At 70.2% G+C, this 20,768-nt stretch carries 19 protein-coding genes; 15 read left to right on the plus strand and 4 right to left on the minus strand.

Annotation, left to right across the window (positions count from 1 at the left end; translation table 11 throughout):
- Window positions 1–8: 8 nt before the first annotated feature.
- Both KTR66_RS10630 and KTR66_RS10635 read right to left on the minus strand, forming a co-directional pair.
- On the minus strand, window positions 9–4,247 hold the full coding sequence (locus tag KTR66_RS10630; protein ID WP_213612576.1) for a cadherin domain-containing protein: 4,239 nt from the start codon (window positions 4,245–4,247) through the stop codon (window positions 9–11).
- Window positions 4,248–4,371: 124 nt separating this feature from the next.
- Window positions 4,372–5,094 carry a M48 family metallopeptidase gene (locus KTR66_RS10635; RefSeq protein ID WP_213612577.1) on the minus strand — a complete coding sequence of 241 codons (723 nt, stop codon included), beginning with the start codon at window positions 5,092–5,094 and terminating at the stop codon, window positions 4,372–4,374.
- Window positions 5,095–5,153: 59 nt separating this feature from the next.
- On the opposite strand from KTR66_RS10635, the gene KTR66_RS10640 reads away from it, so the two are divergent.
- Genes KTR66_RS10640 through KTR66_RS10650 form a run of 3 tightly spaced genes read left to right on the plus strand, consistent with a single transcriptional unit; the run spans window position 5,154 to window position 7,475 of the window.
- Window positions 5,154–6,056 carry a DMT family transporter gene (locus KTR66_RS10640; RefSeq protein WP_213612578.1) on the plus strand — a complete coding sequence of 301 codons (903 nt, stop codon included), beginning with the start codon at window positions 5,154–5,156 and terminating at the stop codon, window positions 6,054–6,056.
- A 59-nt stretch (window positions 6,057–6,115) separates the two neighbouring features.
- Entirely contained in the window at window positions 6,116–6,604 is a 489-nt protein-coding gene (locus KTR66_RS10645; RefSeq protein WP_213612579.1) for a VOC family protein, read from the plus strand.
- A gap of 22 nt (window positions 6,605–6,626) precedes the next feature.
- Complete coding sequence (locus tag KTR66_RS10650; protein ID WP_213612580.1) at window positions 6,627–7,475, plus strand: SDR family NAD(P)-dependent oxidoreductase; 849 nt, start codon at window positions 6,627–6,629, stop codon at window positions 7,473–7,475.
- Here KTR66_RS10650 and KTR66_RS10655 read toward each other — a convergent pair.
- Complete coding sequence (locus tag KTR66_RS10655) at window positions 7,428–8,171, minus strand: carboxylesterase (RefSeq protein ID WP_213612581.1); 744 nt, start codon at window positions 8,169–8,171, stop codon at window positions 7,428–7,430. The genes KTR66_RS10650 and KTR66_RS10655 overlap by 48 nt on opposite strands.
- A gap of 59 nt (window positions 8,172–8,230) precedes the next feature.
- On the opposite strand from KTR66_RS10655, the gene KTR66_RS10660 reads away from it, so the two are divergent.
- Together KTR66_RS10660 and KTR66_RS10665 are read left to right on the plus strand one after the other, a co-directional pair.
- Window positions 8,231–9,340 (plus strand): glycosyltransferase family 4 protein, encoded by a 1,110-nt coding sequence (locus KTR66_RS10660; RefSeq protein ID WP_213612582.1) that lies wholly within the window; start codon window positions 8,231–8,233, stop codon window positions 9,338–9,340.
- Window positions 9,337–10,251, plus strand: a complete 915-nt coding sequence (locus KTR66_RS10665; protein WP_213612583.1) for a glycosyltransferase family 9 protein — start codon at window positions 9,337–9,339, stop codon at window positions 10,249–10,251. The genes KTR66_RS10660 and KTR66_RS10665 overlap by 4 nt, the downstream gene beginning before the upstream one ends.
- Here the strand turns inward: KTR66_RS10665 and KTR66_RS10670 are convergent.
- Window positions 10,221–11,042, minus strand: coding sequence for an NYN domain-containing protein (locus tag KTR66_RS10670; RefSeq protein WP_213612584.1), 822 nt, complete (start codon window positions 11,040–11,042; stop codon window positions 10,221–10,223). The genes KTR66_RS10665 and KTR66_RS10670 overlap by 31 nt on opposite strands.
- Window positions 11,043–11,146: 104 nt before the next feature.
- Between KTR66_RS10670 and thrS the strand changes: the two genes are divergently transcribed.
- From thrS to leuC, 10 genes are all read left to right on the plus strand, one after another.
- Window positions 11,147–13,096 carry a threonine--tRNA ligase gene (gene thrS, locus KTR66_RS10675; protein ID WP_213612585.1) on the plus strand — a complete coding sequence of 650 codons (1,950 nt, stop codon included), beginning with the start codon at window positions 11,147–11,149 and terminating at the stop codon, window positions 13,094–13,096.
- Window positions 13,097–13,169: 73 nt separating this feature from the next.
- Entirely contained in the window at window positions 13,170–13,694 is a 525-nt protein-coding gene (gene infC, locus KTR66_RS10680) for a translation initiation factor IF-3 (RefSeq protein WP_213612586.1), read from the plus strand.
- A gap of 101 nt (window positions 13,695–13,795) precedes the next feature.
- Window positions 13,796–14,749 carry an alpha/beta hydrolase gene (locus tag KTR66_RS10685; protein WP_213612587.1) on the plus strand — a complete coding sequence of 318 codons (954 nt, stop codon included), beginning with the start codon at window positions 13,796–13,798 and terminating at the stop codon, window positions 14,747–14,749.
- 13 nt (window positions 14,750–14,762) lie between these two features.
- Entirely contained in the window at window positions 14,763–15,728 is a 966-nt protein-coding gene (locus KTR66_RS10690; RefSeq protein WP_213612588.1) for a tripartite tricarboxylate transporter substrate binding protein, read from the plus strand.
- Between the two features lie 137 nt (window positions 15,729–15,865).
- Entirely contained in the window at window positions 15,866–17,239 is a 1,374-nt protein-coding gene (ffh, locus tag KTR66_RS10695; RefSeq protein WP_213612589.1) for a signal recognition particle protein, read from the plus strand.
- A gap of 22 nt (window positions 17,240–17,261) precedes the next feature.
- The gene (gene rpsP / locus KTR66_RS10700; protein ID WP_213612590.1) at window positions 17,262–17,594 is read left to right on the plus strand and encodes a 30S ribosomal protein S16; all 333 of its coding nucleotides are present in this window, start codon (window positions 17,262–17,264) and stop codon (window positions 17,592–17,594) included.
- 8 nt (window positions 17,595–17,602) lie between these two features.
- Entirely contained in the window at window positions 17,603–18,130 is a 528-nt protein-coding gene (rimM, locus tag KTR66_RS10705) for a ribosome maturation factor RimM (protein WP_213612591.1), read from the plus strand.
- Window positions 18,127–18,840 carry a tRNA (guanosine(37)-N1)-methyltransferase TrmD gene (gene trmD, locus KTR66_RS10710; protein ID WP_213612592.1) on the plus strand — a complete coding sequence of 238 codons (714 nt, stop codon included), beginning with the start codon at window positions 18,127–18,129 and terminating at the stop codon, window positions 18,838–18,840. Before rimM ends, trmD begins: the two co-directional genes overlap by 4 nt.
- Window positions 18,841–18,866: 26 nt before the next feature.
- Window positions 18,867–19,271 carry a 50S ribosomal protein L19 gene (gene rplS / locus KTR66_RS10715; protein ID WP_213612593.1) on the plus strand — a complete coding sequence of 135 codons (405 nt, stop codon included), beginning with the start codon at window positions 18,867–18,869 and terminating at the stop codon, window positions 19,269–19,271.
- A 66-nt stretch (window positions 19,272–19,337) separates the two neighbouring features.
- A complete protein-coding gene (gene leuC, locus KTR66_RS10720; protein WP_213612594.1) occupies window positions 19,338–20,768 on the plus strand; it encodes a 3-isopropylmalate dehydratase large subunit in 1,431 nt (476 codons plus the stop codon).

Genomic DNA, 20,768 nt, shown 5'->3' on the forward strand with positions numbered 1-20,768 from the left:
TCCCGCGTTCAACCCCAGATGGGATCGAGGGGCGGCACGATCGGGCCTTCCAGAACATCCCGCACCGTGACCGTGAGGCTCGCCGTCCCGCTGAGCACCCCGTCCGAGGCTTCGAAGCTGAGGCGGTGGACATTGCTGCGTTCGTAATCGAGCCGCCCGGTCAGTGTGATATCCCCTGTCACGCGATCCCAGGCAAACAGACCGCCCCCGCCCGACATGACCGCCGTCCCGATTTCGCTCGCCGCGGGGCCATCGGGGTCGAGCGCGCGCATATTGGCGATGATGGTACCGACGCCCTGGTCCTCCCGCAGGCTCACGCCGGAGGGGCCCTGGAAATAGGGCGCCTCGTTGCGGTTCACCACATCGATGGAGACGTCACGCCGGGCGGTCAGGCTGCCATCGCTCACCTGCACGGTGAGGGTGTAGCTCCGCACCGCCTCGTAATCGAGCGTGCCGCTCAGGCTGATCTGCCCCGTCGCGGAGTTGATGGCGAAGAGCCCATGATCCTCCAGCAGGCTGAAGGTGAGGGTGGTGTCCGCATCCGGATCGAAAGCGGTGGCGAGGTCGAAGCGGGCCAGCGCGTGATAGCCCTCGGTGATGGCGGCGTTGCCCGTGCCGAGGAGACGCAGGCTGGGCGCCTCGTTCACGTCCTCGACCTCGATGTTCACCACATATTCCTGCTCATTCCAGGATTCGCCGAGACGGCTGAGCGTCATCGTGTAGCTGGACTGAACCTCGAAGTTCAGCGGCGCTGTCGTGTAGACGTTGTGCTCCCTGGCATAATAGGGCTTTCCATCGGCATCCGTGCGCAACAGCACGCTGTTCGTCAAAACAACAAAAGGCCCAGTGTAGGGACGGCCGCCGTCCACGGACCAAAGATAGGACGACCGCTCGGTTCCGTCAGGATCAATGACACGGAAGGAGAAGACCGGCGGCGGCAGGTAGCGATAATCCGTAAGCCAGGGCGCGTCCTCGCGCACCGAGACGGTGCCCGGCAAGCCGATCGGGGCACTCAGCTCGTCATCGTCCTGCACACGGATGGCGAAGGGCTGGCGGAGGGTCGTGACGCCATCGCTGGCCTGAACCTGCATGTCCAGCACGCGCGTCGTCTCGTAATCGAAGGGCGCGGTCTGGAAGACTGCGCCGGTCACAGCGTCGATGCGGAGATAACCCTCCGCCCCGATCAGGAGGAAGCGCGTCGCGGCGGGATCGAGCCCGGTGCCAGCCACCCCGAAATCCGCGATCGCGCCGGTCTCCGTGGTGTTCTCGAGGATGGCGATGCTGCGTGGGCCGGTCAGCGGCTCCGGCGCGTCGGTCAGGACGACCCGCACGGTGGTTGTCGCCGTATCCGTGCCGCTGAACGCCGTGACATCGAAGAGGAAGGCGCCATCCGTCTCGAAGTCCACGGGGCTGTCGAGCCGGATGACGCCCGTGGTTGGATCGATCTGGAAAGGGAGGTCGCGCGACAAAAACCGGTAGCCGACGACGGAGCCCGCATCTGGGTCCACCGCCGTCACCTGCCCCACCACATCGCCGATGCGCGCATGCTCGCTGAGATTGAAGACGGGTGAACGGCCGGTCGGGAAGGCCGGCGGCTCCGGCCTGTCTCCGACGAGGACATAGACCTCCTGGGTGGCGGTCAGGGCGCCGTCGCTGACCTGGACCTTGATCGTCACGAGGGGCGTCTGCTCGTGATCCAGCCGGCCATTCAGGAAGAGGACGCCGGTGGCGGCATCAATGCTGAAGCCGCTTGGTGCCCCGACCAGGCTGAACCGGAGTTCGCTGTCCCGATCGGGGTCGGTCGCGATCACGCTGCCCAGCGGTGTCGTGACGTATTGCCCCTCGGACAGGAAATAGCTCTGCGCTGGGCTGATGCCCGGTGCCTCGTTCACATTCGTCACCTTCACGCGGATGCGGGCCAGGGCGATCTGCCCCTGGCTCTCGAGCCAGATGTCGAATTCCTGTGCCGCCGTCGTCTCATGATCCATCGGGGCGGTGACGCGGATCTCGCCTGTGATCTCGTCGATCACGAACGGCGTGTTGGGTGTCGCCATCCGGAAGGTGACCGGCGGCGCGCCTGCATCCGGGTCCCTCGCCTGGACGCGGCCGACCAGCGTCCCGGCGGGGCTGTTCTCGGCGAGGTTGAAGCTGGAAGGGCTGCCGGGGGCGAGGGTCGGCGGCTCATTGGCATCCGTGACCTGGAGGATCACGCCGCGCCGCGTGCTGAGGCTGCCATCGCTGGCGCGCAGGTGCAGCTCGATACTGGGCTGGGTCTCGAAATCCAGCTCGCCCGTGAAGCGGATGTCGCCCGTGGCGTTGTCGATGCTGAAGCCGGGACCGGGGCTGAGCAGACTGTAAGTGAGCACCGCGCCCGCATCCGCATCGGTGGCCTGGACGCGGCCGATGACCTCGTTGGTGTATCGTCCCTCGCGGATGCTGAATGTGCCCGGACCCGTGAAGAGGGGGGCCTCGTTCACGTTGGTGACGGTGATTGTCAGCACATGCTCGGTCGTTGCACGGCCGTCGCTGGCCCGGAAGGTCAGCGTCCAGCTGGAGCGGCTCTCGAAATCGAGGCCCCTGGCCGTCAGCTCCCCGGTGATGTCGTTCCAGGAAAAGACCGAGCCGCCGCCCTGCATGCTCACGAAGCTGGCGGCCCCTGTCAGGCCCGTCGGGTCCGGATCGCTCACCGTGACGCGCCCGACGACGCGGGGCAGCAGGCTGCTGCCGCCTTCGGCCAGGGTGAGGCTGTTCGGGCCGGTGAAGACCGGCGGGGCGTTCGTCACGACGGAGATGCTGGCTGTGGCCGTCCCGCTATCCCCGCGCAGATCCGACACGGCATAGGTGAAGCGGTCCACTCCCGTGAAGCTGCTGGCGGGCCGGTAATCGAAGCTGCCATCCGCGCGCAGCGTCACGCTGCCGCCACGCTCGGTGGTGAAGACGCCTGCCTGGGCGCGAAGCGCGAGGCCGAGATCATTGGCCAGGAGGCCCCGCGCCGCGTCCACGCGCAGCGTCCCATCCTGGTCCAGCAGCTCATAGCCGTCGGGCCGCACGGCGAAGGGAAGCGTCGCCTGCGCGAGGCTCAGCATCAGCCCGCCTGGCTGCGCGATCACCACGGTTTCGACGCCGGCCATGTCGAGCTGCAGCGCGCTGGAGAGGAAGCGCCCCGCTTCCGCGCCGGGGGCCACGGCGCCGAGGAAGCCATGAAGCCGGAGCAGCTCCGCCTTCACATCCGTCCGCGCATAGGCTTCGGTGCTGAGGTCGAGCACCAGGAGGTCCGAACCCGTGCCGCCCCGCAGCACATCGCGTTCCGCGTCGAGCGTGAGCCGCAGCACGTCATCGCCCTCGCCCCCCTGCAGGGTGTCCGCGCCCTGGTTCCCGGCCAGCCAGTCATTGCCGGCGTCGCCCGAGAGGAGATCATCGCCCTGCCCGCCGGTCAGAGTGTCATCCCCGGCACGGGCATACACCGCGAGCCGCACCGCGGGATCAAGTGCCGCAGCATCCACGGCGAGCGCCGCGCCTGTCACAGCCGAGATCCGCAACCCATCCGCGAAGGCGAGGCTGGCCGCGGCGCCGAGCGTGAGGGAGGAGAGGCCCACCCCCCGCAGCACCAGCACCTCCATCCCCGCCACCTGAGCGAAATCCGTATCCAGCAGGGTGACGGCGTCGGAGAATTGCAGCGTGTCCGTGTCGGTGCCCCCATCGAGGGTTGCGGCGCGCAGATCCGTCCCGCCGCCCAGAAGGAAGCGATCCTCGCCGCCGCCGCCGCGCAGCGTGTCGGCACCGCCGCCGCCCGAGAAGCTGTCGAGACCAGCGCCTCCGATCAGCAGATCGTCACCGGCCGTGCCGCTGATCGTCAGGGGTGTCGCGCTTCCAAGGGCGCTGCCATCCACAATGAGCGCGCCGGCGCTGACCGTGGCGGAGATGCGAAGCCCCGCGGCAAAGGCTGCCGCGGCCAGGGCCCCCAGCGTGAGCGACGAAGTGCCGGCACCCTCGAAGCGGATCGCCTCCATCGCCAGGACATTGGCGAAGGCGGCATCGGTCAGGGTGACGGCGCTGGCGAAACTGAGGCGGTCGAAGCCTTCGCCACCATCCAGCACCCGGCCGGGCGCCAGAAAGGCGGCGACTGACCTGAAGCTGAAAGTGTCATGGCCCGCGCCGCCCAGCAGCGTGTCCGCCCCGGCCGATCCGAAAAGGCTGTCGTTCCCATCGCTGCCGATGAGTCGATCGGCCAGATCGGTCCCACGCAACCTCAATCCGGCCATTCATAATCTCCGATCGCATGCAATCAGGGCGCGAGAATTACTCTTCCTCCACGGGCTCGGCAATGAGGTTGTTCAGGGGCGGGAAGCTTCTGCACGGCGTTGGTGCAATTCATCCCATCCTCTGCAGGGCGGGCCCGTGCCGCCTGAGCCATTCGGTCGCGGCGTGCCGATGCGCCGAGCGGCTCTCCACCAGCGCCCAGAAGCGGTCCGAGTGGTTCATCTCGCGCAGATGCGCCACCTCATGCGCCACCACGTAGTCCAGCACCCAGTCGGGCGCGAGCACGAGGCGCCAGGAGAAGGCGAGGGTGCGGTTGGGTGCGCAACTCCCCCAACGGCTCTTCGTGTCCTTCAGCCGGATGGCGCTGGGCGCGACAGCCAGCGCCTCGCAATGCGGGCGCGCGGCGGCGATGATCCGGCGCAGCGCCTCGGCGCGCAGGAAGTCGCGCACGCGCCGCGCGATGAAGGGCGCCTCGCCCGTCACCACCAGCGCGCCCTCCTCCAGGAAGGCGCCGCCGCGGCGGCCAGGTTCATGGCGGATCGGGTGCTCCACGCCGCCGATCGGCACGCTGCCGCCGGCCTCGAAGGGCCGCTCGGGGGCCAGGCTGCCCAGCTTCTGCATGATCCAGCCGGCATGCTCGGTCAGCAGCGCCACGCCATGGCGCTTGGCCGCGCGGCTCGGCAGCGTCACGACCACATCGCCGCGCGCCGGATCGATCCGAAGCGAAACGCGCCGCGCGCGGGGCGAGCGGCGCCAGCGCACCGGGCAGGGCTCGGGCGGCAGCAGCGGGTCGCGCCGCAGCGGGATGATCTCGGACTCGGGCAGTTCCGGCATGGCGCAGCATGTCGGCATTCCGCGCCGTGGTTCAACGGCTGCTACCCCTGGTTGACAGAATGGGCGGCTTCGCGCCTTTCCCCCGCATGTCGCTCGCCCGCCACATCCCCGCGCTGCTGATTCTCGGCGTGGTCTGGGGGCTGACGCCCTCCATCGTGAAGGCGGCCATGGCCGGCGGCTTCGCACCGCTGGGCTTCGCCTTCTGGGGCGCCTTCGGCTCGGCGTTGATCCTCTCCGTGCTTTGCGCCAAGCGGCGGCTGGCCATCCCCCTCGATCGGCCGCACCTCATCCAATACGCGGCTTCGGGTTTCTCCGGCTTCGCGCTGGCGAATTTCGCGGGCTACACGGCGCTGCAATACATCCCGGCCGGCTTCTTCGCGCTGCTGGTGCCGCTCTCGCCCATCCTGACCGTGCTGGGGGCGGCGGCGCTGGGGATGGACCGGCTGACGCCTGCCCGCATCGCGGGCACGCTGCTGGGCTTCGCGGGCGTCGCACTCGCCATGGCGCCCGGTGCAGCGCTGCCCGATCCGAGCCTGCTGGGCTGGGCCCTGCTGGCCGCCATCACGCCCGTCGGCTTCGCCATCTCCAACATCGTGGCCTCGCGCCTCGCCCCGCGCGGCACCGACGCGCTGGTGCTTGCGACCGGCGCGCTCTACGCCGCCGCCTTCTTCATCGCGATCTTCGGCGTGATCATGGGCCAGGTGCATCTGCCCGGCGCGATCGGCTGGCGCGTCGAGTGGCTGATCCCCTTCCAGGCCTCGCTCACCGCCTTCGCCTATTTGCTCTATTTCCGGCTGATCGCCGCCACCGGCAGCGTGATCACGAGCCAGACGGGATACATCGTCACCATCGCGGGCGTCCTCTGGGGCGCGGCCCTGTTCGGCGAGCGCATGGGCTGGCTGGCGCTGCCGGCCGCGGCGCTGGTCTTCGCCGGATTGTGGCTGGTCACCTCGCGCCGTTGATGGCGCTCATTGCGGATCGTGATTGGCGCGGCGGCGGCCCGGGGTGCCAGGATGCGCCCATGGAACAGACGCCCTACACCGCACCCGCCGCCACCCGCATCGGCCATGTCCACCTCAAGGTGGCCGACATCCCCCGCGCGCTCGCCTTCTGGCGCGACGTGCTGGGCCTGACCGTGATGCTGGAGCGCCCCGGCGCCGCCTTCCTCTCGGCTGGCGGCTACCACCACCACATCGCCCTCAACACCTGGGAGAGCGAGGGCGGTTCGCCCCCGCCGCCGCACCACACCGGCCTCTATCACGTGGCCATCCTCTACCCGGACCGCGCTTCGCTCGCCGCCGCCGTGAAGCGCGTGCTGGAAGCCGGCCTCCGGCTCGACGGCGCTTCCGACCATGGCGTGAGCGAAGCCCTCTACCTGCGCGACCCCGACGGCAATGGCGTGGAGCTCTATCGCGACCGCCCGCGCGAGGAATGGCCGCGCGACGAGGCGGGCGAGATGACCATGTTCACCCGCCGCCTCGACGTCGCTGGCCTGCTGGCCGAGGCGTGACCCGCGGGGCAGAATGCGCCCCATGGATCGCAATCTCCTCATCATCGGCAAGGGCTATACGGGCGAGGCCATCCTGGACCTTGCGCGCCGCGCGGGCTGGACGGCCCGCATCACCTCCCGCAAGGCCGGCGGGCCGGGCGTCGTCGCTTTCGATGATCCGGCGCTGCTCGACGGCGTCACGCATCTCGTCATCACCGCGCCGCCCGGCCCGGCGGGGGATCCCGTCTGGGCCATGCATGCGGCCGCCTTGCGCGCCGCGCCGCTGCGATGGGTCGGCTACATCTCCACCACCGGCGTCTATGGCGACCGCCAGGGCGGTTGGGTGGAGGAGGACACGCCGCCCGCGCCGGGGCAGGAGCGCAGCCAGCGCCGCCTGGATGCCGAGAACCAATGGCGCGAACTCGCGCCCCGTGTGGCGGTGGACCTGTTCCGCACCGGCGGCATCTATGGCCCGGGCCGTTCGGCGCTGGATGACGTCCGCGCCGGCACGGCGCGCTGCGTGGTGAAGCCTGGCCACAGCTTCAGCCGCATCCATCGCGACGACATCGCCCGCGCCGTGCTGGCCGCCGCAACCCGCCCGCCCGGGCCGGGGGTGCGCGTGCTGCATCTGGTGGACGACACGCCCAGCACCCAGGCCGATGTCACGCTGGAGGCCTGCCGCCTGCTGGGCGTGACGCCGCCGCCGCCCACCCCCTTCGCCGAGGCCTATGCGCGGATGAGCGAGATGGGCCGCAGCTTCTGGGATGAAAGCCGCCTCGTCTCCAGCCGCCGCACGAGGCAGGCGCTGGGCATCGAATGGGCCTATCCCAGTTATCGCGAGGGGCTAGCCAGCATTCTCGCCGAGGAGGGCGCCGAGCGTCCGGCCGAGTAGGGCAAGTTCCGCCGGCTTGGAGAGGCGGTGGTCGCCCGCCTTCACCAGCGTCACCTCCACATCCTCGCCGGTGATGTGGGCCGCGAGGCGGATCGCCGTCTCCCAGGGCACGTCCGGGTCCGCCTGGCCCTGCAGCAGCCGCACCGGGGCGGCGATGGCGAGAGGCTCGCGCAGCACCAGATTCCGCCGCCCATCCTCGATGAGGTGGCGCGTGATGGGGTAGGGGGCGCCGTATTCCGAGGGGCGCAGCCATTGCCCCTCGCGCTCTATCTGTTTGCGCACCGCCCTCGGGAACTGTGCCCACATCAGGTCTTCCGTGAAGTCAGGCGCGGCAGCGATGCCGATCAGCCCGGCCAGCCGCTCTGGATGGCGGCGGGCCAGGAGCAGCGAGATCCAGCCGCCCATGGAGGAGCCGATGAGGATCTGCGGCCCCGTGGTCAGCTCCAGCAGCACGCGCTCGGCATCCTCCGCCCATTGGCCGATGGAGCCCTCCTCGAAGCGCCCGCCCGAGGCGCCGTGGCCGCTATAGTCGAAGCGCAGGAAGGCCCGGCCCCGCGCGGCGCACCAGCCAGCGAGGTATTCCGCCTTGCTGCCCGTCATGTCGCTGTTGAAGCCGCCGAGGAAGACGACGCCGGGCCCGAGCCCAGGAAGCCGCCGATACGCCAGGTGTCCGAGGGTGCCGTGTTCTTCGTTCATCCCCCCGGAATCGCACGCGGAGTGGACGCCGTCCATGCGGAAGGATAGCAGGGGCCTCCATGTCTCTTCCGCCCGCCATCCTCCAGGTGCTGCCTGCCCTTGATGCGGGCGGCGTGGAGCGCGGCACGCTGGAGATCGCCGAGGCGATCCAGGCGGCGGGCTGGCGCGCGCTGGTCGCCTCGGCCGGCGGGCGGCTGGTGCCGGCGCTGGAGGCGACGGGGGCGCGGCACATCACCCTGCCGCTCGCCACCAAGTCGCCCTTCGCCATCTGGCGCAACGCGGCGGCGCTGGCGGATCTGGTGCGGGCCGAGCGGGTGTCCATCCTGCATGCCCGCTCCCGCGCGCCGGCCTGGTCGGCCTGGCTGGCGGCACGGCGCTGCGGCATCCCCTTCGTCACCACCTATCACGGCACCTATGGCGAGGGCTTCCCGGGCAAGCGCCTCTACAATTCCATCATGGCGCGGGGCGACCGCGTCATCGCCATCAGCCGCCACATCGCCGATCACATCCGCGTCACGCATGGCCTGGCGAGCCTGGTCATCCCGCGTGGGGTGGACCCGCGCCGCTTCGACCCGGCGCTGGTCGCGCCCGAGCGCATCGCCGCCCTGCGCGCCGCCTGGGATATTCCGCCCGATGCGCCCGTCATCCTGCTGCCGGCACGCCTCACGCGCTGGAAGGGCCAGGCCGTGCTGATCGAGGCCCTGGCGGAAATCCCGGGCGCCATCGCCGTCCTGGCGGGCGACCCGCAGGGGCGCGACGCTTATGTGGCCAGCCTGCGCGCCCTGGCCGAGCAACGCGGCGTGGCGGACCGCCTGCGCATCCCCGGCCACATCGCCGACATGCCCGCCGCGCTGCTGGCCGCCGACGTGGTGGTCCATGCCAGCATCGAGCCCGAGGCCTTCGGCCGCACCGTGATCGAGGCCCAGGCCATGGGCCGCCCGATCATCGCGGCCGATCTCGGCGGCCCGCGGGAGACGGTGGAGCACGGCGTGACCGGCTGGCTCACTCCGGCCGGCGACGCCGCCGCACTGGCCGCGCAGATCAACGCGGCGCTGGCCCTGCCGCCGGAGGCGCGCGCCGCCCTGGGCGGAGCGGCACGAAGCCGCGTGCCCACCATGGAGGCCATGCAGGCCGCGACCCTCGGCCTCTATCGCGAGCTTCTGCCATGACCCGCATCCTGGTCATCAAGCTCGCGGCCCTGGGCGATTTCGTGCAGGCCTTCGGCCCCTTCGCTGCCATCCGCGCGCATCATCCGGGCGCGCGGATCACGCTGCTGACCACGCCGCCCTTCCGCGCGCTGGCCGAGGCCGCGCCCTGGTTCGACGAGATCTGGAGCGAGGGCCGCCCGGACTGGACCAATCTCCCCGCCGTGCTGCGCCTGGCACTCAGGCTGCGCCAGGCCGGCTTCGACCGCGTCTATGACCTGCAGACCTCCTCCCGTTCCTCCCGCTATCGCTGGTTCGTGGGCGGGGCCGCGGAGTGGTCCGGCATCGCGCGCGGCGCCTCCCACCCCGATGCCGACCCCCGGCGGGACTTCCTGCACACGGTGGAGCGCCAGCGGGGCCAGCTGCGCGCCGCCGGGATCACCGAATTCCCGGCGCCCGCGCTGGATTGGCTGGATGCCGATGTCACGGGCTTCGGCCTGCCCGAGGGCTTCGCGCTGATCCTCCCCGGCGCTTCGCCGCTGCGCCCGGCCAAGCGCTGGCCCGTGGCGCGCTTCGCCGAGATGGCGGCCCGGCTCGGCCGGCCGGTGGTGATCGGCGGCGGCCCGGCCGAGGCGCCGCTGGCCCAGGAGATCCAGGCCCTTGTGCCCGAAGCGCTGGACCTGACGGGCCGCACCGACCTGCGGCAACTCGCCGCCGTCGCCCGCCGCGCGGGGCTCACCATCGGCAATGACAGCGGCCCGACGCACATGGCCGCAGCCGCCGGCTGCCCGACGCTCGCCCTCTTCGGCGATGACAGCGACCCCGCCCTCTGCGCCCCGCGCGGCCAGGCGGTGCGCGTGCTGCGCCACCAGCCGCTGGCCGAACTGCCGGTGGCGGCGGTGCTTCAGGAAGTCTCGTCGCTCGCGGGCGGCTGATCGAGCCATTCCGGGCGCAGGATATGCCCGCCGCCCGGCCCCTCGCGCCGGATGAAACCCCCGGCAGCGGCCAGCAGCGCGTCCAGCGAGCCGGTGCCCGCGAAATCGCTGCCGCGCAGCGTGGCCCCGGTCCGGTCGCGCAGCATCTGGCCCAGATGCGGCACATGCACCGGCACATCGGCTTCCAGCAGGATGTCGCGCACCACGGCCAGCAGCTCATCGGCGCTGGGGGCGAAGGCCGGCCCCGCCTCCCGCGCCGGCTGCCAGCCGAGCCAGCCCGCCAGCATATCGAGGCCGATCACCTCATCCGCCGCCGCCCGCACCACCCGCCCCACCTCGGGATGCGCCACCAGCCGTGTCCGCCGGTCGGCCGCGCGCAGGCGCTGCAGCAGGGGCACGAAGTCGGAATCGGTGGAAAGCAGGATGAACTCGTCGAAGCGTGCGAGGGGCGAGAGCATGGCCTCCATCGCATCCAGCGCGATGCGCAGGTCGGCCGCGTTCTTGAGGCGCGTGAGCCGCGGGCAATCCACCACCTCGAACCCCGCCGCCAGGAAGGCCCAGCGGAATTCGGCGTAGCGCAGGCGCGAACCCGCCCCATCCTCCAGGGCACCGGCCGGGTTCATGTAGCAACGGCGCAGCAGGGCGCGGCGAGGCTGGTCGGCCAGGAGTGGCGTCAGCCAGAGATCGGGCCGCTCGGCGAAGCGCAGCGCGTATTCCGGGCCAGCCCCGTCCCTGAGGCCGGAGATCAGGTTGTCGAAGTCCAGGAAGATCGCGCTGCGCAGCTCGCTCATGGCCCATCTTGGCGCGCGCGGCCCAGCCGTGCAAAGGGAAGCGCTTGACCGGCGCGGCCGCGCTGCCCATGGTCCGCCACCCGTTTCACCAGCACGAGATAGCCATGCCCGCGATCACCCTCCCTGACGGTTCCCTTCGCCAGTTCGACGGCGCGGTGACCGGCACGACGGTGGCCGCCTCCATCGGCCCCGGCCTGGCCAAGGCGGCGCTCGCCATGGTCGTGAATGGCGAGATGATGGATCTCAGCCGTGAGATCACGGCGGATGCCAGCCTTCGCTTCATCACCCGCAAGGACCCCGAGGCGCTGGAACTCATCCGCCACGATGCCGCCCATGTGTTGGCGGAAGCCGTGCAGGAGCTTTTTCCCGGCACGCAGGTGACGATCGGCCCCGCCATCGAGAACGGCTTCTACTACGATTTCTCCCCGAATGAGCCCTTCACGCCCGAGGACTTCCCGGTCATCGAGGCGAAGATGCGCGAGATCATCGCGCGGAACGCCGCCTTCACGCGCGAGGTCTGGCCGCGCGAGCAGGCCATCGAATTCTTCGAGAAGAAGGGCGAGCGCTACAAGGCGGAGCTGATCCGCGACCTGCCGGCGGATGTGCCCATCTCGATCTATCGCCAGGGCGACTGGCTCGACCTGTGCCGCGGCCCGCATATGCCGAGCACGGGTGCCATCGGGAGCGCCTTCAAGCTGATGAAGGTGGCCGGGGCCTATTGGCGCGGCGACCATCGCAACGCGATGCTGAGCCGCATCTATGCCACGGCCTGGCGGGACCAGAAGGAACTGGACGCCCATCTGCTGCAGCTTGAGGAGGCCGAGCGGCGCGATCATCGTGGCCTCGGCCAGCGCATGGACCTGTTCCACTTTCAGTCGGACGCGCCGGGCGCGGTGTTCTGGCACCCGCGAGGCTGGAAGCTCTTCTCCACGCTGATCGACTACATGCGCCGCCGCCAGGAGGCCGCGGGTTATCTGGAGATCAACACGCCGGACATCATGGACCGCGGCCTATGGGAGAAATCCGGCCATTGGGACAAGTTCCGCGACGCCATGTACCTGACTGAGGCCAAGGAGGATCGCGTCTTCGCGCTGAAGCCGATGAACTGCCCGGGAGGCATTCAGGTCTTCAAGCAGGGGTTGCGGAGCTACCGCGAATTGCCCCTCAAGCTGGGCGAATTCGGCAAGGTGCATCGCTTCGAGCCCTCGGGCGCCCTGCAGGGGCTGATGCGCGTGCGTGCCTTCACCCAGGATGACGCGCATGTCTTCTGCACGGAAGCGCAGATGCAGCAGGAGTGCGTGAAGATCATCGATCTCTGCCTCTCCATCTACAAGGATTTCGGCTTCGAGGATGTGCGCATCAAGCTCTCTGACCGGCCTGAGAAGCGCGTCGGTACGGATGAGATCTGGGATCGCAGCGAGGCGGCGCTGCACGCGGCGCTCATGGCCGCCGGCATCCGCGAATACTCGGTGAACAAGGGCGAGGGCGCCTTCTATGGTCCGAAGCTCGAATTCGTCCTGCGCGATGCGATGGGCCGTGACTGGCAATGCGGCACCCTTCAGGTGGACTTCAACATGCCGGGCGCGCTTGGCGCGAGCTACATCGGCGAGGACAGCCAGCGCCATGTCCCGGTCATGCTGCACCGGGCGCTCTTCGGCAGTCTGGAGCGCTTCACCGGCATCCTGATCGAGCACACCGCCGGCCGTCTCCCGCTCTGGCTCGCACCGCAGCAGGTCGTGGTCGCCAGCATCGTGGATGACGCCGCCGCCTATGCCGAGTCGGTGGCGCGCCAGATGCGCGCTGCGGGCCTGCGCGCCGAAGCTGACACCCGCAACGAGAAGATCAACCGCAAGGTGGTGGATCACATCGAGACCAACCTGCCGGTCCTCGCCGTGGTCGGCCGGCGCGAGGCGGAGGAGGGGATGCTGGTGCTGCGGCGCCTGCCGGGCCGCGAGCAGGAGACCCTGCCGCTGGCCGAGGCGGTGGCCCTGCTTGCAAAGGAGGCAACCCCTCCCGATCTGCGGGCAGAATCGTTGCAGACAGTTGCGGCCTGACGCGGACGGTCCCATAAGACGCGCTGACGCCGTTTGATAACTGAGACAGGAGACGACCATAGCACGAGGCCCCATGCCCCCTTCGCCCCCCTCCCGCGAGGGGCCGCGCGTGAACGAGGAGATCCGCGTTCCGCAGGTGCGTCTGATTGACGAGAATGGCGAAATGCTTGGCGTGATGAGCATCCGCGACGCCCTCTACAAGGCGTTCCAGGCGGGGCTCGATCTGCTGGAAATCAGCCCGAACGCCGTCCCGCCGGTCTGCAAGATCACCGACTACGGCAAGTTCAAGTACGAGCAGCAGAAGAAGGCCAACGAGGCCCGCAAGAAGCAGAAGGTCGTCGAGATCAAGGAAATCAAGGTTCGCCCGAACATTGATGACCATGACTATGACGTGAAGATGCGCCAGGCGAAGAGCTTCATCGGCGAGGGTGACAAGGTGAAGGTCACGCTGCGCTTCCGTGGCCGCGAGATGGCGCACCAGGAACTCGGCGTGAAGCTGCTGGAGCGCATCCGCACCGAGCTGACCGACATCGTGAAGGTCGAGCAGATGCCGCGCCTGGAAAACCGCCAGATGATCATGGTGCTGGCGCCGAAATAGCGCCGGCTTCCAGGCTTGCGGTGAAATGGCGGCGCGAGCCGCCATTTTCATGTCTGGCCCTCGCGCTGGACATTGTCCGGATGAATTCTTAGCGTCGGGCAATGACCGAGCCGGACCCCCTTGAGCCGGGGCTGCAAGCCTATCTCGACCACACGCGGCGGGTGACGGCCGGGCTTGGCCCCCTGGGCGGGCTCACGCCGGCGCAGCGGCGGGAGCGGGCGGAGCTCTACGCCCTGGCCACGCAGGAGCCGCACCCGCCCGGACTGCACACCCGCACCGATTATGTCGTCCTGCCGGGCCGCGAGATCCCGGTGCGCCTCTACCGGCCGCCAGGGCCGGCACGCGCCGGCCTCGTCTACCTGCATGGCGGCAGCTGGATCGCCGGCAGCCCCGAGACGCATGATTTCGTCACCGCGAGCCTTGCGATGAACACCGGGGCGCAGATCCTCAGCGTGCATTACCGCCGCGCGCCGGAGAACCCTTACCCCGCGCCGACGCAGGACGCTGATGCCGCCCTGCGCTGGGCCTTGGACAGCGCCGCCGCACTGGGCCTGGACCCGCAGCGCATCGGCCTCGCGGGTGACAGCGCCGGCGGCAACCTGGCGGCCGGCGCGGCGCTCATGGCGCGGGACCGTGGCGGCGCCCAGCCCGCCTGCCTGGTCCTGATCTATCCCGTCCTCGACCGCGATCTCGGCACGCCGAGCTACCGCGCGGCGCGCGACCCCATCCTGACCCGCGCGGCGATGCACGAGGCGATCGAGGCCTTCGCCCCGCCGGACGAACCCTACGCCCTGCCGCTCCGCGCGCCGGAGCTCGCGGGCCTCCCGCCCACCATCCTCTCCGTCGCCGAGCGCGACCCGCTGCGCGACGAGGGCCTGGCCTTCGCCGCCCGCCTCAAGGCCGCCGGCGTGCCCCTCTGGTGCCGCGAGGCGCCCGGCATGATCCACAGCTATCCCCGCGCACGCCGCCACAGCGCCGTGGCCGAGGCGGAGTTCCAGCAACTCTGCGCCGCGATCCGCCACGCCCTGGCCCTGCCCGACCTGCCCCCCTGGTGAAGGAGACCTGCCCATGCGCCGCCGCCACCTGCTCTCCCTGCTGCCCGCCACGCTCGCCGCGCCGGCCCTGGCCCAGGCTTTCCCCGAGCGCCCCATCACCTTGGTCATCCCTTTCGCCCCGGGCGGATCGAGCGACGCCATCGCGCGGCTTCTCTCCGAACGGATGACGCCGCTGCTGGGCCAGCCGGTGGTGGCCGAGAACCGGCCGGGGGCCGGGGGCATCGTCGCCTCCCAGGCCGTGGCCCGGGCGCGGCCGGATGGCCACACCCTGCTCTTCGGCGGGCTTTCGGCGCAGATCCTGGTGCAGGGCGTGCAGCCCAACCTGCCCTTCGATCCGGTGGCCGATTTCGCGCCGGTGATCATCACCTCCAAGGTGCCGCTCGTGCTGGTGGCCGCCCGCCAGCTCGAGGTGACCGACGCGCCGGCGCTCGTCGAGCGCCTGCGGCGCGAACCGGGCCGGCACAATTTCAGCTCGGCCGGCAATGGCACCTCGGGCCATATCTCGGCGCAGCACTTCGCCGATGTGAACCAGCTCCAGGTGACGCATGTGCCCTATCGCGGCAGTGCCGCGGGCCTGGCCGACCTGATCGCCGGGCGGATCTCCTACCTTTCCGACACGCCCTCGGTCGTCGCGGCCCAGGCCCAGGCGGGGCAGTTGCGCGCGCTGGCGGTCTTCTCCGGCAGCCGCGCCGCGGCCCTGCCGGGCGTGCCGACCTTCCGCGAGGCCGGGCTGCCGCAGGTCAACAATATGGAACCCTGGCAGGCCATCCTCGCGCCACGCGGGACGCCGGAGCCGGTTCTGGCGCGGCTGAACGCCGTGCTGACGGCCATCCTGGGCGAGCCCGAGGTCCGCGCCCGCTTCGCCGCCATCGACCTCACCGTCATGGGCGGCAGCGTGGCCGAGGCCGCCGCCTTCTTCCGGGCCGAGAACGACCTCTGGGTGCCGATCCTGCGCGGGATGGGGCTTTCGGCCACCTGAATGATTGACGCCCCCGGGCTGAGCCCCTAAACGCACGCTCGTCAGGCGTCCCTGACATGGGTCCCGCGATCTGTGGGATCCCCGTCGCTCCGCGAGTTTCGCGCAGCGGCGCGTTTTCTGTTGGAGAGGGTTTTTTCGTGTTCGAGACCTTGGGCAACCGGTTGCAGGGAGTGTTCGACCGCCTGCGCGGCCGCGGCGCCCTGTCCGAGTCCGATGTCTCCGACGCGCTGCGCGAAGTCCGCGTCGCCCTGCTCGAGGCCGATGTCGCGCTCTCCGTGGTGAAGGACATCACCGCCCGCGTGCGCGAGCGCGCCGTGGGGCAGGAGGTCATCCGCTCGATCCAGCCCGGCCAGCAGGTCGTGAAGATCGTGAACGACGCGCTGGTGGAAGCGCTGGGCGGCAATGAGCCGGGCCCGCGCGGCATCAGCCTGGACGCCGCCGCGCCCGTCGCCATCCTGATGGTCGGCCTGCAGGGCTCGGGCAAGACGACCACCTCCGGCAAGATCGCGCTGCGCCTCAAGGGCCGTGAGCGCAAGAAGGTGCTGCTGGCGAGCCTCGACGTGCACCGCCCCGCCGCGCAATTGCAGCTGGCCCAGCTCGCCGAGCGCGCCGAGGTGACGAGCCTGCCCATCATCGCGGGCCAGACGCCGCTGCAGATCGCCGAGCGCGCCATGGATCTGGGCCGCCGCGAACTCTATGACGTGGTGATCCTCGACACCGCCGGCCGCCTCTCCATCGACGAGGCGCTGATGGCCGAGGTCGCGGCCGTGAAGCAGGCGGTGAACCCGCATGAGACGCTGCTGGTCGTGGACGCCATGACCGGCCAGGACGCGGTGAACACGGCGCGCATCTTCAATGAGCGCGTGGGCATCTCCGGCATCGTGATGACGCGTGTGGATGGCGATGCGCGCGGTGGCGCGGCGCTCTCCATGCGGGCCGTCACCGGCGCGCCGATCAAGCTGCTGGGCGCGGGCGAAAAGCTCGACGCGCTCGAGGATTTCCACCCGGACCGCATCGCCAACCGCATCCTCGGCATGGGGGACATCGTCTCCCTCGTCGAGCGCGCGGCCGAGAGCATCGACCAGGCGGAGGCCGAGAAGCTCGCCGCCCGCATGCAGAAGGGCCAGTTCTCGCTGGAGGACTATGCCCAGCAGCTCAAGCAGATCGGCAAGATGGGCGGCATGACCGGGCTGATGGGCATGCTGCCCGGTGTGGCGAAGGTCAAGGCGCAGCTGCAGGACGCCAATCTGGACACCGGCATCCTGAAGAAGCAGGCCGCCATCATCGGCAGCATGACGGTGCAGGAGCGCCGCCAGCCCGACATCATCAAGGCGTCGCGCAAGCGGCGCATCGCGGCCGGTTCCGGCGCCTCCGTGCAGGAGGTGAACCGCCTGCTCAAGCAGTTCGAGGACATGCGCGACATGATGAAGCGCATGAACAAGATGGGCCAGAAGGGGATGATGCGCGGCGGCCTCGCCAGCCTCCTCCCCCAAGGCCGCAGACCTTTTTGACTTTACTGAAGGAGAGAGCCCGATGGGCCTGAAGATCCGCCTTGCCCGCGCCGGTGCGAAGAAGCGCCCCTATTACCACATCGTGGTGGCCGACAGCCGTTCGCCGCGCGATGGCCGCTTCATCGAGAAGGTGGGCAGCTACAACCCCATGCTGCCGGCCGAGCACGCGGACCGCATCCGCCTGCAGGAGGAGCGCATCAAGGAGTGGCTCTCCCAGGGCGCGCTGGCGACGGACCGCGTGGCGAAGTTCCTGGGCCGCGCCGGCCTGATCGCGATGCCGGCGATCCCGACGCAGCCGATCCAGTCCGCGCCGAAGAAGAAGGCGCAGGAACGCGCCGCGGCCGCCGCGCGCTGAACTGATCCATGGCTGAGGCGATGATCCTGCTGGGCGAAATCGGGAGGCCGCACGGTGTGCGGGGCCTGGTGCGCGTCCGCAGCTTCACCGCCGAGCCTGAGGATCTGACGGCCTATGGCCCGCTCAGCGACGCCACGGGCACGCAGCGCTTCGTGCTGGAGATGCTGGCCCCCGACCTCGCCCGCATCGAAGGTGTTTCCGACCGCGACCAGGCCGCGCGCCTGACCGGGACGAAGCTCTACGTGCCGCGCGCGGCGCTGCCACCGCCCGAGGATGAGGACGAGTTCTACCTCTCCGACCTCGAGGGCATGGCGGCGGTGACCGAGGCGGGCGCTTCGCTCGGCCGGGTGCGCTCGGTCGAGGATCACGGGGCGGGGGCCTTCCTCGTGCTGGAAGGCCCGCCCGAGCGGCTGGTGCCCTTCACGCGCGCGGCGGTGCCCGTGGTGGATGTGGCGGCACGCCGCATCACCGTGGTGCCGCCCGAGGAAGTGCTGGTGGAACCGCAACCGGGCGAGCAGGAGGCGGGCGCGGCATGAGCTGGCACGCCACCATCCTGACGCTCTTCCCGGAGATGTTCCCGGGGCCGCTCGGCGTCTCGCTGGCCGGCCGCGCGCTGCGCGAGGGCATCTGGCGCTGCGAGGCGCTGGATATCCGGAGCTTCGCGACCGACAGGCACCGCACGGTGGATGACACGCCCTTCGGCGGCGGCGCCGGCATGGTGATGCGCCCCGACGTGGCGGATACGGCCATCGCGGCCGCCATGCCGGACGGGGATCGGCGCCCGCTGGTCTATCTCACGCCGCGCGGCCGACTGCTCGACCAGGCGATGGTGCGCGATTTCGCGGCCGGGCCCGGGATCGTGCTGTTCTGCGGCCGCTACGAGGGGCTGGACCAGCGCGTGATCGAGGCGCGCGGCATGCGCGAGGTGAGCCTCGGCGACTACGTCCTCTCCGGGGGCGAGGTCGCGGCTCTCGCGCTGCTCGATGCCTGCGTGCGGCTGCTGCCGGGCGTCATGGGCGCGGCCGAGAGCGCGGTGGAGGAAAGCCACAGCGCGGGGCTGCTCGAATACCCGCACTACACGCGGCCGGCCGAATGGCAGGGCCGCGCCGTCCCGCCCGTGCTGCTCTCGGGCCACCATGCCGAGGTGGCACGCTGGCGGCGCCATCAATCCGAGGCCGCGACGCGCGAGCGGCGGCCCGATCTCTGGAACCGCATCCAGGTTGCGGGCACGCAAGCCCCGGCCTAAAGCAATTTCTTCGAAAGGACTTGACCATGAACCTCTTGCAGCAGTTCGACGCCGACCAGAAGGCCCGCCTGACGGCCGCGCGCCCCGTTCCCGAATTCGCCGCCGGTGACACCGTGCGCGTGATGGTGAAGGTGGTGGAAGGCGAGCGCACGCGCGTCCAGGCCTATGAGGGCGTGGTGATCGCGCGTTCCAACCGCGGCCTGCACAGCAACTTCACGGTGCGCAAGCTCTCCTACGGTGAGGGCGTTGAGCGCGTCTTCCCGCTGCACTCCCCCTCCATCGCGGAGATCTCCGTGGTCCGCCGCGGCAAGGTGCGCCGCGCGAAGCTCTATTACCTGCGTGGCCGCACCGGCAAGTCCGCGCGCATCGCCGAGAAGCTCGGCCTGCGCACCCCAGCCGCCGAGGCCGGCAAGGACGCCGCCGAGGCCTGAGGCCCGGTTGCGGGGGGCTGTCCGGCCCCCCGCCTGACTATCACTGCCAAGAGGGAGAAGCCGCCAATGAGCGCTGGAAAGCCGCGCACGCTGTTCGACAAGATCTGGGCCGCCCATGTGGTCGAGACGCTTCCGGACGGAACGGCCCTTCTCTACATCGACCTCCACCTCACCCATGAGGTGACGACGCCGCAGGCCTTCGAGGGCCTGCGCATGGCCGGCCGCAAGATCCGCCGCCCGGATCTGACGCTGGGCGTGATCGACCACAACATCGCGACCGACGCCTCGCGCTACACCGGCATCGTGGACCCCGAGAGCCGCCTGCAGGTCGAGACGCTGGAGAAGAACGCGGCCGAATTCGGCATGCCGCTCATCCCGCTGCTCGACAAGCGCCAGGGCATCGTCCACGTCATCGGGCCGGAACTGGGCCGTTCGCTGCCGGGCATGACCATCGTCTGCGGCGATAGCCACACCTCGACGCATGGCGCGATGGGGGCACTCGCCTTCGGCATCGGCACCTCCGAGGTGGAGCATGTGCTGGCCACGCAGACGCTGCTGCAGAAGCCGGCCAAGAACATGCAGGTGCTGGTCGAGGGCAACCTCGCCATCGGCTGCTCGGGCAAGGACATCACGCTGGCCATCATCGGCAAGATCGGCACGGCGGGCGGCACGGGCCATGTCATCGAGTATTGCGGCGATACGATCCGCGCGCTCGACATGGCGGGCCGCATGACGCTCTGCAACATGTCCATCGAGGGCGGGGCGCGGGCCGGCATGGTGGCGCCGGACGAGACCACCTTCGAGTATATCCGCGGCCGCCCCATGGCGCCGAAGGGCGAGGCGCTGGCGCGCGCCATGGAATACTGGAAGACGCTGCCGAGCGACCCGGGTGCCCATTACGACACGGTGGTGAAGCTCGCCGCGCATGAGATCGCGCCGCAGGTCACCTGGGGCACCAGCCCCGAGGATGTGCTGCCCATCACGGGCGTGGTGCCGAACCCGGAAGAGGCCAAGGACGAGGCGCGCCGCGCCCAGCTCCGCCGCATGGTCGAATATATGGGCCTGACGCCGGGGCAGAAGCTGACGGACCTCAAGATCGACGTCGCCTTCATCGGCAGCTGCACCAACAGCCGCATCGAGGATATCCGCGCCGCCGCCGCCATCGCCAAGGGCCGCAAGGTGGCCGATGGCGTGCGCGCCATGGTGGTGCCGGGCTCCGGCCTCGTGAAGGCGCAGGCCGAGGAGGAGGGGCTGGATCGCATCCTCACCGAGGCCGGCTTCGAATGGCGCGAGGCGGGCTGCTCGATGTGCCTCGGCATGAACCCGGACAAGCTGACGCCGGGCCAGCGCAGCGCCAGCACCAGCAACCGCAATTTCGAAGGGCGCCAGGGCCCGGGCGGGCGCACGCACCTGCTCTCGCCCGCCATGGCGGCGGCCGCCGCCATCGCCGGCCACCTGGCCGATGTGCGCGATTATCAGCCCAAGGGGAGCCTGTGA

It is taken from the genome of Roseococcus sp. SDR (genome assembly GCF_019083995.1).
GTDB lineage: Bacteria > Pseudomonadota > Alphaproteobacteria > Acetobacterales > Acetobacteraceae > Roseococcus.